Below are 12,921 nucleotides of genomic sequence, written 5' to 3'. Positions count from 1 at the left end.
CCTAAGGTCTGTGGGGATTCAGAGTCTATCGCCGCGATATTGTATAAAGCCGTGTTCCCCCGCGAAGGCGGGGGTCCATCTTCGGCCGGTTCCATCTCGAAACCACCGCAGATGGGTCCCCGCCTTTGCGGGGACACACGATAAAGGACAGTCGCAAGATGAATCCCCACACGCCTTAAAGGGTGATGTCGGCCAACTGGTCGTGCATCTCTGCAAGTACGCGCAGCAGCGGCTTCGGCGCCTTGCCCATGTCGCCCTGCATCGAAACCCTACTGGCCTTTGCCATCGCCATGGCATGCGCCGCCTGCGCCGCATTCTCCTCGGGCGTGGCACGGCGCCGGTTCAGTCGCGCCGCCGGCAGCATGGCGTCATGGTCGCCCCGGACGACGACATCGGCGTCGATCTCCGTATCGAAGAATTCGACGCTCTCGCCCGTGATCCGCGCGGCGAGCACCACGGTCCCGCCGTCCGGCGGAACCGCCGTCACCACCTCGCACATGCGGAAGTCCGCGTCGGGAAAATCGTGCCGATGCCGGTCGACCAGCGCGGTCAGGATCGCGCGCATCGCATCGCGCCAGCCGGGCGACACATAGGCGTGGCGCGCGGCGGTCATGGGGCGCGATCCGGCCGCCCGAGCGGCGCAGGTGCGGCGGATTCGGCGCAGGCCGATGCGTGACGACGATAGGAAATAGGACCCTCCCGCAATAATATAGTGCAATCATAGCACTATATTATTGCGAGATCAACTGGCCGCCATACAGATCGAGCACCGACGCCTCGCCCAGCTCGCCGAGCACAATGTCCTTGAGCTGCTGCATATGCTGCCGCCACACCGCGGCCGCGGCCTCGGCGTTGCGGGACTCGATCATGTCGGTCAGCAACGTGTGGTTCGCCAGCGCCACCTTGTTGAGCTCGAGCTGATCCTCGCGCGCGCGGGCGATGAAATGGGTCACGTGACGGCGGAATATGTCGTCGAGCATTCCCGTCATCAGCGCCAGCACGACATTGCCTGCGCGCTGCATCAATATGCGGTGGAACTCGGCGGTCGCCAGCGCAAAGACGTTGAAATTCTCCAGATTGTCGCGTTCCTTGGCCAGATGGTCGCGGAGCGCCTTCAGGTCATCGTCGGTGCGCGTGGTCGCCAGCGCGCGCATCAGCGGCGGCTCGATGATCAGGCGCGCCTCCAGCACTTCCTTGAGCGAGGCGCCGCGAATCTGCAGCAGGGTACCGATCGACTTGGCCGCGATCTCGTCCTTGGGCAGCTTGATCCGCGCCCCACCACCGGCGCCGCGCTTCACCTCGATCAGCGATTCGGCTTCCAACACGCGGAACGCCTCGCGCAACGAAGAACGCGAAACACTGAACTCAAGCATCATCTCCGCTTCTGCGGGCAGTGCGTCGCCGGCCTTGAGCTCGCCTAGAACGATACGGCGCCGCAGTTTCTCGGCAATGATCTCGGCCGCCTTGGGAACATGGATCGGCTGGGATTTGGCGACGGGTTCGCGCTCGCGGCGCGGCGTCTTCGTTCTGGTTGCCAAAGGCTTATTCCCTCGTAGAGTCCGGATAAGGTACGATGATAGTCCTATAAAATGGGGAATCCCTCGTTTCAATGCCCCGTCGACGGTCGAAAAGGCCGAAAGAGGCGCGGAAACATAATTGGTGCACTCTTTTTATTGCGCAGTCCGCGGCTTTCGCACATGGTCGCGAAAACAACAACGACATGCGGGAGAGGATGTGACCACAGACGCATCGACGGCCACCCCTGGCCGTGAGCAATCGGCGGAGCGGCGCAACGCCCTGCACGGCTGGCGGACCATGGCCTTCGCGAGCCCGTGCTTCGCGCTGACAGCCATGCTGCTGCCGGTGCTGATGTATCTGCCCGATTATTATGCCCGCGACCTCGGTGTCGATCTGGCGGTCGTCGCCTTCGTGCTGACGACGGTGCGGATCGCCGACATCGGGTTCGACCCCGTGCTGGGACTGATGATGGATCGCAGCCATCCCCGCACGGGGCGCTACCGGACATGGTTCGTCTGCGGCATCCCGCTGGCGGCGATCGCGATCTACATGCTCTATAACGCCCCCGTCGGCGTGTCGGGCGCCTATCTCTTCCTGTGGCTGGCCGCCGCCAACGTCGGGCAGTCGGTCAGCTATCTGGCGCACATCTCGTGGGCGGCCTCGGCGGCGCGCTCCTACGATCACCGGTCCAACATCTTCGGCTGGCTGATGGTCTTTTCGGTGCTCGGCATGTTCCTGATCATGGCGCTGCCCCCCGTGCTGAGCCTCACCCTCGGCTGGGAGCGACCGCACGCCGTGCAATCGATGGGCTGGCTGATGATCGCCTCGCTGCCGCTCACCGCGCTGCTGGCGATCGCCGCGGTCGGCGAACCGCCCCGCCGGCCGATGCTGGTGCGCCCTTCGCGGTCGGAACTGTTCGCGTTGCTGCGGCGGGGGCTCGTGGTCCGGCTGATCGCCGCGGACATCGTGTGGGGCATCGGGCCATCGGTCGCGGCGGCGTTGCTCTTCGCCTTTTTCGACAGCCTCAAGCTGATCGAGCGCGACCTCGCCGGGCTGGCACTGCTCGCCTATTTCATTGGCGGCATGCTGGGCGCACCGATCTGGGTCCGGATCGCGAAACGCACGGGCAAGCATCGCGCGCTGCTGTGGTCGGGGCTGACCTATGCCGTCGTTCAGTCGGCGATCCTGCTGGTCCCGGCAGGCAATGTGCCGCTCGCCCTCGCCGGAATGGCGATCGCCGGCCTGCCCAGCAATGCGGGCCCGATCCTCATCCGGTCGATGATGGCCGACGTCGCCGACGAGGTCCGGCTCGCAACGGGGGTCGATCGCCTGTCGCTGCTGCTGTCGCTGCTGTCGTCGATCGGGAAGATCGGGCCAGCGGTCATGACCGGGCTCGCGCTCTATGCCCTCAGCCTTGCGGATTTCGACATCGCGCTCGGCGCCCGCAACAGCACGGAGAGCCTGTGGCTGCTCGGCTTCCTCTATGCGATCGTTCCCGCCGCAACCGGCCTGCTGACCGCATGGGTCATTCGCGGTTACCGGCTCGACGCCACGACCCACGCCGATATCTGCCGCCAACTCGACGAACGCGACCGGACGGCGGAGCGCGAAGCGGAAACGCCCGAGCCGGCACAGAAAAAAACTTCGCTTGCATCAATTTAGTGTATTGAGTGCACTAATTAATAGCTTTATCGTCGACATGTTGCACCGAATCCCGCTGCGAGACGGCGACACGGCGCGACGAGGCAAACACAACATGTCTCTGGGGAGAGGCCTAAATGTCAGATAATTTCCGGCGCCTGCGCGCCCTGCTGTTCGTCTCCGCGACCTTCGCCGTTCCGCTTTCCGCCGCTCAGGCGCAGGACGCCGCCTTGCCAGCCGACATGGCAGCGACCGGGGGCGGAGCGAGCGACATCGTCGTCACGGCCCAGAAGCGAGTGCAGAATGTGAAGGACGTTCCGATCGCGGTGACCGTCATCGGCGGCAACCGGATCGAGGAAGAGCAGATCACCAGCTTCCACGACATCGAGCGCATCGCGCCGAGCTTCAAGTCGCTGCAGCTCGGCGATGCCCGCGCATCGACGATGAACATGCGCGGTGTCAGTTCGGTGCAGGGCAATCCCGGCCGCCAGTCGTCGCTCGGCGTCTTCATCGACGGGGTTTTCATGGCGCGGACCGGCATGGCGTCCTCGCAGGATTTCCTCGATATCGAGCGCATCGAGGTGCTGCGCGGCCCGCAGGGCACGCTGTTCGGCATGAACACCGCCGGCGGCCTGATCCACATCATCACGCGCAAGCCGAACCTGTCCGAATTGTCGGGCCGGGCCGAAGTTGTCATCGGCGAATATGATACGCTGGAAGCGCGCGGCTATGCGACCGCGCCGCTGATCGAGAACAAGCTGGGCCTGAGCGTCTCGGCCGCGAAGAGCACGCGCGGCGGCCTTCTCTACAATTCGGTGCTCGACCGCAGGGTCGATACCGAGAACAAGTTCAACGTCCGCGGCAAGCTCTATTATGCCGACGACGGCATCGACGTCCTGCTGTCGGCCGACTACCACAAGGAAACGTCGATCTGCTGCAGCGCCGTCTTCACCCGGGTGACGGGCACGCCCGCGACCGGCCTGGGGGCCTATCCCGTCACCGTGCCCCCCGGCTCGCCATACAGCCGGATCACGATTCAGGACGGGCTCAGCACGAATCCCAACGAAGGCGGCGGCGTCAGCGCCGAAATCAACGTCGCCGTCGGCGATCACACGCTGACGTCGCTCACCGCATGGCGCCAGTGGACCGTTCGCTCGATCAACGACCCCGATTCGGTGAACTGGAATTTCCTCAACGATTTCCTGATTTATCAGAAGCACAGCCAGTTCAGCCAGGAGTTGCGGCTCGCTTCGCCCGCGGACCAGCCGCTGACCTATCTCGCCGGCCTGTTCTTCTATGACCGGCGATCGCGTGACTACGAGGATCTGCACATCGGCAAAGATCCGCTGCCACCCGTGCTGCTCACCGGACAGGCGGCGATCACCGATTCGCGGGTCAAAGACCGCACCTACGCCATCTTCGGCCAGGCGGAATACAAGCTCACCGACAAGCTGACCGCCGCTCTCGGCGCCCGCTACACATGGGAACCGCAGAAGTTCAGCTTCGACCAGCAGTCCCAGATCTATATCTACCCCAATTTCGGGCAGATCTATCGCAGCCGCACGGACAAGGCACTCACCTGGAAGGCCGACCTGCGCTATGCCTGGACGCCCGAGGTGACGACCTATGTCAGCGTCGCGCGCGGCTTCAAGCCCGGCGGCATGACCATGACGCGCGTGTCCAGCCTGTCGGGCCTGATGTTCGAGGAAGAGACCAATATCAATTACGAGATCGGTCTGAAGGGAATTTTCTTCGACCGCACCCTCACCCTGAACACCGCTGCTTTCTACACCGAATATAATGACTTCCAGACGACGGCGTTCGACGGCACGCGCTACATCACCGCCAATGCCGAGCAATTCACCACCCAGGGCATCGAAGTCGAAGGCCAGTGGGCGCCGTCACGGCACGTCTCGCTGTTCTTCGGGGGCAGCTATGTCGACGCGCATTATACCGATTTCACCAACGGCCAGTGCACCGGCGTCGCTGGCGCGTGCGACCTGTCGGGCCAGCGCCTGAACGGATCGGCGAAGTGGAATCTCAATATCGGGGGCAGCTTCTCCGCGCCGATCACCACCGGTCTCGATGGCTATCTCCGGCTCGACTACGCATGGAAGAGCGATTCCTACGTCGCGCAGGACCTCGACCCGAATTCGCGCATCGCGCCCTATGGCGTCGCGAACGCACGTGTCGGGATCGAAACCGACGACGGCTTCAGTGTCGAAGTCTTTGCCAAGAATCTGTTCGACAAGAAATATCTGCTCTTCACCTACGGCCTGCCCTTCGGCGCCGGCGGTCATGTCGGCTACGTCGGCGCGCCGCGCCTGATCGGCGTTCGCCTTTCGAAGGCCTTCTAGATGAGGGTCGCCCCAAAGGACGGACCGGGCGCCGGAACCGACCGCTTCGGGGCTTGCCGCCTTATGAATTAGTGCTATGATTCAACTATAAATATATGATTGGGATAGCCTTGCCCCGCGCAAGCCAGAGGAGATGCACATGCCTTATGTTGAAAACCAGATCGTCCATGACGCCGATGCCCATATCGTCGAAATGCCCGACTGCCTCGATCCCTATTTCGATCCCGGCATGCTCGAAGTCTATCACGAGGCACGCAACCAGGAGCGCGAGTTCCGCGCGCGCATGGCCCCACTGATCGAGATGGGGGCGTTCGACAAATGGGCGGCGAAGCATGACGATCCCGAATTCCGCGCCGGCGCGGACGAGAACGTCCACAGGCGCAAGATGTATGAAGCGCTCGGCGCCTTCCGGGCCGAGGACCGCCCGCATGTGCTCGATCTTCAGGGCTATGCCAGCCAGCTGATCTTCACCTCGCTGTGCCTGCGCAACTTCGACTTCGACAAGGGTCCGAACATGGACCTCGCCTATGCCTCGGCGCGGGCGCACAACCGGATGATGGTCGATTACTGCTCGGTCGACCCGCGGCTGCTGCCGACGGCCTATATCCCGATCGCCGACATGAAGCGCACCGTGACGGAGGCTCGCTATGCGATCGAGTTGGGGGCCAAGGCACTGATGATCCCGGCCCATCCGCCGGCGACGCATTCGCACGCCCATATCGACCTCGAACCGCTGTGGGCGATGGCGCAGGAAGCCGGCCTGCCGATCGTCTTCCACATCGCCGGGACCGAACTGCCGCAGGGGTACAAGTTCACGGGCCGCGCCAATGTGAACGACACGGTGAGCGGCGGCGACGGCGATCATAATTCGCTGGGCCTCATCGCCATCCCGCATCCCATCCTGCTCACGCTGTCGGCGCTGATGTTCGACGGCGTGATGTGCAAGTTCCCGAAGCTGAAGTTCGGGGTCATCGAACTCGGCGCGTCATGGCTGCCCAGCCTGATGAAACTGCTCGATTCGAGTGTCCTGGCCTTTTCGCGGCACGAGGAGCGGCTGCGCCAGCTGTCCGCGACGCCCAGCGAGATCATCCGCCGCCAGGTGCGCGTCACGCCCTACCCCACCGACGACACCGGCTGGATCATCGCCAATTCGGGACCGGAAATCTGCATGTATTCGTCGGATTATCCGCATCCGGAGGGCGGCACCGATCCGATGAAACGGTTCCGTGCCTCGATGGAAGCCGCCAACCTGCCGCAGGCGACGTTCGACGCGTTCCTGCGCGAAAATTACATCGACATGATGGGCGAAGGGCTCGCGCCCGACCTGCGCTATCCCAAGCATCTGGTTGCCGCCTGATTTCCTTGCTTGGCGGGGCCGCCTCGGGCCGGCGTTTTCGGCGCCGGCCCATTTTTCCGGGGCAGACCCATCAAAACCGAATGCGCTCGAGGGATAGGTGAGAGGACGATATGACGTCAGCGAATGACAGCACATTGCCGGACGGACCGCTGGCGGGAGTCAGGATACTCGAAATCGGGCATTATATCGCGGCCCCGCATTGCGCGATGATGCTCGCCGATCAAGGCGCCGACGTCGTCAAGCTGGAGCCGCTGTCGGGCGATCCCGGGCGGCAATCGCCTCCCCTCGCCGACAATGGCGAAAGCCTCGCCTTCGCCTGCCACAACCGCGGCAAGCGCAGCGTCGCGATCGACCTGCGCGATCCGGCGAACCGCCCCGCCCTCGACTCGCTGCTCGGCTGGGCCGACATCGTCGTCACCAACTATGCGGCCGGCATACCCGAAAAGCTGGGGTTCGGCTTCGGTCGCCTGCAACAGGTCAATCCGGCGGCGTCGATGGTTCACATCACCGGCTATGGCGCCGACGATCCGCGCCGCGATTTCCTGGCATTCGATCCGACGATCCAGGCGATGAGCGGCTTTGCGGCGCTCAACGCGACGATCGACGGCCCGCCCCTCGCCAGCCCCTTCTTCATGGCTGATCATTCGGTTGCGATGAACGCCGCTTTCGCCGCGATGTGCGCACTGTGGGAACAGCGCCGCACCGGAAAGGGCCGCTTCGTCTCGCTCTCGATGATGGAATCGATGACTTCGCAGCTCAGCTATCACATCCCCTCGGCAGGGGTGAAGGGTAAGGTCGCCGGGCGTGGCTCCGGCTTCGGCATGTTCGACATGTTCCCGACGAAGGATGCGCCGATCTTCCTGGCGCCCGGCGCGCCCGACATGTGGAGCGCGCTGTTCCGCCTGCTTGGCCACCCCGAATGGATACCCGAAAAGGGTGAGAAGCTCGACCTCGCGTCGAATCCCGCGCGCATCATGGAGGTGATGAAGGCCGTAACCGCCTGGCTCGCCGAGCGCAGTTCGAAGCAGGCCTTCACCGAATTGCAGCAGGTCGGCATCGCGTGCGGCGTCGCGCGCAGCGTCGAACAGCTTTATCAGGAGGAGCGCGCCGACGAGACGAGCGCCATCGTCTTCGCCGAACTGGCTCGCGATGGCGGCTCGGTGCCGGTGCCGGGCGCGGCGTTCCGCATGATGCCCGACGGATCGGTTCCGACCGGCGTCCCCAGTCTTGGCGCTGATACGCGCGCAGTGCTGGGCGATCTGGGGCTAAGCGGCGACCGGCTCGACGCGCTCCAGGGGCACACCGCCGCCGCGGCGTCCTGATCCGAACGAAACGAGCCCTCGATATGCCCGATTCCCATGCGGACGAGCCGTTCAGGCGCGAGGTCCGCGCATGGCTGGACACCCATTGCCCACTTGAAATGCGCGGCCCCGCCGACGGCGAAGAGGATCACTGCTGGGGCGGCCGCAACCCCGAATTCAAGAATGATGCGCAGCGACGCTGGATGGAGGCGATGGCAGCGCGTGGGTGGACCGTTCCCGACTGGCCGGTCGAATATGGCGGGGGCGGCCTTTCGTCCGGGCAATGCCGGATATTGAAGCAGGAACTGGCGCGTATCGAAGCGCGCAACCCGTTGTTCAGCTTCGGCATCTCGATGCTCGGCCCGGCGCTGCTGAAATTCGGCACCGAAAAGCAGAAGCGCCGGTTCCTTCCCGAGATCGCACGCGGCGAGATCCGGTGGTGCCAGGGTTATTCGGAACCCAACGCCGGCTCCGACCTTGCCGCGCTGCAGACGCGGGCGGAGGACAAGGGAGACCATTGGCTGGTCAACGGCCAGAAGATCTGGACCAGCCATGCCGACAAGGCCGACTGGATCTTCTGCCTGACGCGCACCGACCCCGCCGCGCCGAAGCATCGGGGGATCAGCTTCCTGCTGTTCGACATGGCCAGCCCGGGCGTCACGACGCGGCCGATCCGGTTGATCTCGGGCCTGTCGCCCTTCTGCGAAACCTTCTTCGACGACGTCCGCGTTCCCAGGGATCAGGTGGTCGGCGAGGTCGGCAAAGGCTGGGACGTCGCGAAATTCCTGCTCGGCCACGAACGGGAGATGATCGCCGGCATCGGCCTGCTCGGCCCCGAGGAGGGGCTGGGCGCCGAATTTGCCGATCTGCTTGCGGCCGATCCCATCCTGCGGGCGGAGGTCGCGGCGTTCGACGTCGACGCACTCGCCTTTCGCGCGATGAGCGAGCGCTTCGTCGACGAGCTGAAAAGCGGCCGGGCGCACCCCGTGCAGCCGTCCCTGATGAAATATGCCGCCACCGAATTGCACAAGCGCCGCCACGAACTGCGGATGGCGCTCGGCGGCACCGCCACGCTCGAATGGGAAAGCGAACGCACCGCTTTTGGCATACCGGCGCGAGAATGGTTGCGAACCAAGGGCAATTCAATCGAAGGCGGCACCAGCGAAGTCCAACTCAGCATTATTGCCAAACGGCTGCTGAACCTGCCGGGCGCCTGAACCGGAAGGCGGCAGAACATGTCGGCTGTCCGGATGGATGAAAATAGGCCGGTAGCGGGAAACCCGCCTCTAACGCTATGAATTGAAACGGAAAAAAATTATCCGATTTCGATCAAACTTAAGCCCCGATCGTAGCCCCAAAGCCGATTTTCGGGCCCGGTTCGGTTCCCAATCCGGTTGCTGAGACGTCTTAAACACCAGTGATTAATCATGGCAAGCCCATTTTCTTGCCGACCGCCTTTGGTCAGAATGGCCGTTTGGAGACTGTCCGCATTTAGGGGTCAAACAAAGAGAGCGGACGTTCCGTCACGGCTAGAACGCTCGCTCTCTAGGATACCGCAATTTGCTGGTTAGACTTCGATGCCTTCCGCGAGGGTCAATGCATCTTCAACATCGACGCCGAGATATCGCACCGTATTTTCAATCTTCGTGTGACCGAGCAGAATTTGGACGGCACGTAGGTTGCCGGTTGCCTTGTAAATGATCGACGCCTTCGTTCTGCGTAGAGAGTGCGTCCCGTAATCTTCGCTTCGAAGGCCAACCGCCGTTACCCATTCGTCGACGAGACGCGCATATTGACGCGTGCTCATATGGGCAGAGTGGTCGATCCGGCTGGGAAACGCAAAATCCTCGATCGATCCACCGCGCCGCTCAAGCCATGCCAAGAGGCTTCCACGAGCATCCGACATGATCTCGAACTGAACTGGTCGACCGGTCTTTTGCTGAATCACCATCGCCCGTGTTCTCAACTCACCGCCGGCGACAAGGTCGCCGATCCTGATCTTCACCAGATCGCAGCCTCTCAGTTTGCTGTCGATCGCAAGATCGAAAAGTGCCCTGTCTCGAAGCCGATGCTCTCGATCCAGGTGAAAGCGAATAGCCCAAATCTGCCGTGGTTTTAACGGCCGCTTTGCGCCAACCTTTCGACCGGCATTCCACGCCGGTCGTGGAGGTAAATAGTCGAATTCTGACCTACCCATGATCGTTCTCCTATGGCCAAAATGGCCAAAAAGGGAAACGCATGGGTCAAGCCGGTTGGCCGCTTGCAGCCAGCCAGCTTTGAGGCTCCAAACAGCGAGAGCGGACGTTCGGGCTGCCCAAGCGTTCGCTCCAGTTCATGTGATGCGTTCGCTGTCGGTCAGGCTTCAATTCCCTCGGCCAACATGGCCGACGGAAAACCGTTCGATCGATGCGTTCGATCGATACACGAGTCCTGATTTAAGCCTCGCTGTTTCCCGTTGCTGCCGTTGAACCGGTTACGGACCGAAACTGAAATTCCAAACTTAAAAACGGGGCAGCGAGAGCAAGGCAACGGGCGGAAAAGCCCCGCTTTTTATGGTCAGGTAATAGCGCCGCGACGAACCTTGCTCCCTGGCGATCACATCAATCTGTTCATTCTGAAACCACACCCAGAAGCGATGCGTCTCCGCGTTGATCCAGTCGACGATCTGATCGGCGAGAAACAGGCTCTCGCCCACCTTCACCGCGGCGATATGATGCGTCCGGCCATTACCGGCACCTTCGCGGACGGCGATAATCTCATAGTCGGCCATATCGTGACGTCCGATCCTCTTTCGCGGGCCAGCTAGTAGCGAACCGGAACGATGCGGATCCGGTCGATAGCGCCAGGGGACGCTCGCGACCGGGCGATGGCAGCGGCGCGAAGCTCATCGAGAGCGATGACTTCATAGCCGTTTTCGTCGGGCTGCATGGGAAGATCGGTTTCGACGACAAGAATGACCTTTCGCGCAAGGCCGTCGATCTCCCACTCGAACCAGCAGCGGACGATGTGATTGGCACCTGCTCGATCATCCTCCATGCGGCGCATCCCGGACAAGGGATCGTGCGCGAAGCTCGCGCTCGACGCTTGCATAGCCGGCCTCGCTTCGCGTCGCGACCGCGATGGGACGCCCGCTCAGAATAGTGTCTTCGGTGTTGAGAAAGTCGAGCGCCGCGTCGCGTCCGCCAAGCAGTTGGAATGCAAGCGCGCTGATCGCGCCTTGCCGCTGCGCATCCTCCGGCGCAAGGGGTATGACCTTGCGACTTCGCCGAAACGGGTTTGTACGCGCGCTCGCCAAAGCGGTGCGCGGCTTATCCTGCTCAGGCGTCATTGGCTTGCTCTCCTTCCGCTCCACTGCCGGAACTTTGGCGCCGGAGCGCGGCACGCGCGTCGTCGATATTCGAATATCGGAATGGCCCGACCCGGAACTGTTCCACATATGTGTGGACGATGCCGGCTTCCGATAGCGACCGAAACGGCTGGAGATGCACCGCATCAGGTGGATGCAAATCAGGCAAGGCGGACAACCTGGCCGCAAGCGCGGCCAGTTTATCCTCGTCGAGACCAAGCGCGCGGTAGATGTCGCGTCCGATAACCCAGATATCCTCCTGAACCACGGCAAGCCGGCCGACGACATCCTCCAAACCGAAGGCCGCCCTTTCCTCCTCGGTCATCGCCAGCGCCTCGTTGACGAGCAACTCGGCAATCAGCGTGTCGCCTAGGAAAACCGGGTAGTCGGTTGCCGCCCCAGAAACAGGTGGGTCAGCCTTCGGACCAACATGTTCCGGCGCGATAACCGCTGCAAAGCCGTCCGCCAGGCCACGGCGCTCGCGATACTCGTTGATCCGCTTCGCATAATAGCCGGGCAGATCGAAGTTCGGAAGCAAGTGACCGTCGCGCCGGGCCTGGCTCACCGCCATGAGCGCCATCTGGTGATGATAGAGAAGTTGGTTGAGATCCATGTCTGCTCCCTTTTGCGGGAGCGCGATTGTCTCTCAGTCACCGGCATGCAGTGCCAAGCCGGCGATAGCCTTATGTGGGCTTCCGGATGCTGCATTACAAGCCATATGCATGTCGAAGGGTCCTGATCGAACCTCAGGCGCCTGGGCGAGCATCGACCTCCTGCTCTCGGCCGACTATTTGTCGACAAACTGAAAGCCAAGGAATACCTTGATTTTTTGCGATCGGTGACTTATATGCAGATCGCTAACGTCGCCTGCGACGGAAATTTGATGCCCCCGCGGGGGGTCGCTTCTTCCCTTCTCACGCTTCCAGCTCTGCCGGTGCTTTTGCCGGCGGATACCCTGTTTTCGTGAAAGGAAACATCCATGCCGATCGGCAACGTCAAATTCTTCAACAGCGACAAGGGCTATGGCTTCATCGCAGCCGCGGATGGCTCGGGCGACAGCTTCGTCCATGTCACCGCCGTCGAGCGCGCCGGGATGGCGACGCTGAACAAGGACCAGCGCCTCAGCTACGACCTCGAAACCGGCCGTGACGGCAAGGTTTCGGCCGTGAATCTCGAAGCGGCCTGACGCGCCGGGTGGCCAAGGAAGAGCTTCTTACCCTTGACGGGATGATCGACGAGATCCTGCCCGACGGGCGCTTTCGCGTCGAACTCGAGAATGGCCACCGGCTCATTGCCTACACCGCCGGACGGATGCGGCGTTTCCGCATCCGCTCGGTGGTGGGCGATGCCGTGCGCGTCGAAATGACGCCCTATGATCTGACCAAGGGCCGCATCGTCTAT

The 12,921-nt window shown here is 62.7% G+C and carries 14 protein-coding genes; 7 read left to right on the top strand and 7 right to left on the bottom strand.

Annotated features, from left to right (window positions below):
- Positions 1–175: 175 nt before the first annotated feature.
- Both ABS88_RS04515 and ABS88_RS04510 read right to left on the bottom strand, forming a co-directional pair.
- Complete coding sequence (locus ABS88_RS04515) at positions 176–613, bottom strand: hypothetical protein (RefSeq protein WP_286749207.1); 438 nt, start codon at positions 611–613, stop codon at positions 176–178.
- A 118-nt stretch (positions 614–731) separates the two neighbouring features.
- The gene (locus ABS88_RS04510; protein WP_286749205.1) at positions 732–1,538 is read right to left on the bottom strand and encodes a FadR/GntR family transcriptional regulator; all 807 of its coding nucleotides are present in this window, start codon (positions 1,536–1,538) and stop codon (positions 732–734) included.
- 196 nt (positions 1,539–1,734) lie between these two features.
- Between ABS88_RS04510 and ABS88_RS04505 the strand changes: the two genes are divergently transcribed.
- The 5 genes from ABS88_RS04505 to ABS88_RS04485 all read left to right on the top strand — a co-directional run bounded on the left by ABS88_RS04505 (position 1,735) and on the right by ABS88_RS04485 (position 9,391).
- Positions 1,735–3,180, top strand: coding sequence for an MFS transporter (locus ABS88_RS04505; RefSeq protein WP_286749203.1), 1,446 nt, complete (start codon positions 1,735–1,737; stop codon positions 3,178–3,180).
- A gap of 116 nt (positions 3,181–3,296) precedes the next feature.
- On the top strand, positions 3,297–5,516 hold the full coding sequence (locus tag ABS88_RS04500; RefSeq protein WP_286749201.1) for a TonB-dependent receptor: 2,220 nt from the start codon (positions 3,297–3,299) through the stop codon (positions 5,514–5,516).
- A 139-nt stretch (positions 5,517–5,655) separates the two neighbouring features.
- Positions 5,656–6,873: an amidohydrolase family protein gene (locus tag ABS88_RS04495; RefSeq protein WP_067105547.1), complete on the top strand. Its 1,218-nt coding sequence runs from the start codon at positions 5,656–5,658 to the stop codon at positions 6,871–6,873.
- A gap of 110 nt (positions 6,874–6,983) precedes the next feature.
- A complete protein-coding gene (locus tag ABS88_RS04490) occupies positions 6,984–8,195 on the top strand; it encodes a CaiB/BaiF CoA transferase family protein (RefSeq protein ID WP_286749197.1) in 1,212 nt (403 codons plus the stop codon).
- A 23-nt stretch (positions 8,196–8,218) separates the two neighbouring features.
- Complete coding sequence (locus ABS88_RS04485; protein WP_286749195.1) at positions 8,219–9,391, top strand: acyl-CoA dehydrogenase family protein; 1,173 nt, start codon at positions 8,219–8,221, stop codon at positions 9,389–9,391.
- A 350-nt stretch (positions 9,392–9,741) separates the two neighbouring features.
- On the opposite strand, the gene ABS88_RS04480 is transcribed toward ABS88_RS04485, so the two are convergent.
- The 5 genes from ABS88_RS04480 to ABS88_RS04460 all read right to left on the bottom strand — a co-directional run bounded on the left by ABS88_RS04480 (position 9,742) and on the right by ABS88_RS04460 (position 12,133).
- On the bottom strand, positions 9,742–10,371 hold the full coding sequence (locus ABS88_RS04480; RefSeq protein ID WP_286749193.1) for a tyrosine-type recombinase/integrase: 630 nt from the start codon (positions 10,369–10,371) through the stop codon (positions 9,742–9,744).
- Between the two features lie 303 nt (positions 10,372–10,674).
- On the bottom strand, positions 10,675–10,944 hold the full coding sequence (locus ABS88_RS04475) for a hypothetical protein (protein WP_286749191.1): 270 nt from the start codon (positions 10,942–10,944) through the stop codon (positions 10,675–10,677).
- A 32-nt stretch (positions 10,945–10,976) separates the two neighbouring features.
- Complete coding sequence (locus ABS88_RS04470; protein ID WP_286749190.1) at positions 10,977–11,210, bottom strand: hypothetical protein; 234 nt, start codon at positions 11,208–11,210, stop codon at positions 10,977–10,979.
- On the bottom strand, positions 11,200–11,502 hold the full coding sequence (locus ABS88_RS04465; RefSeq protein WP_286749188.1) for an antitoxin Xre/MbcA/ParS toxin-binding domain-containing protein: 303 nt from the start codon (positions 11,500–11,502) through the stop codon (positions 11,200–11,202). Before ABS88_RS04465 ends, ABS88_RS04470 begins: the two co-directional genes overlap by 11 nt.
- On the bottom strand, positions 11,492–12,133 hold the full coding sequence (locus tag ABS88_RS04460; RefSeq protein ID WP_286749186.1) for a hypothetical protein: 642 nt from the start codon (positions 12,131–12,133) through the stop codon (positions 11,492–11,494). Before ABS88_RS04460 ends, ABS88_RS04465 begins: the two co-directional genes overlap by 11 nt.
- A gap of 366 nt (positions 12,134–12,499) precedes the next feature.
- Between ABS88_RS04460 and ABS88_RS04455 the strand changes: the two genes are divergently transcribed.
- Complete coding sequence (locus tag ABS88_RS04455; protein WP_166939397.1) at positions 12,500–12,706, top strand: cold-shock protein; 207 nt, start codon at positions 12,500–12,502, stop codon at positions 12,704–12,706.
- Between the two features lie 8 nt (positions 12,707–12,714).
- Positions 12,715–12,921 (top strand): translation initiation factor IF-1 (gene infA / locus ABS88_RS04450; protein WP_286749183.1); only part of this gene is annotated, 207 nt, incomplete at its 3' end.

Source organism: Sphingopyxis sp. SCN 67-31 (assembly GCF_001725095.1).
Note: the sequence above shows the minus strand (reverse complement) of the source record. Positions and strands in the feature narration are given on the sequence as shown.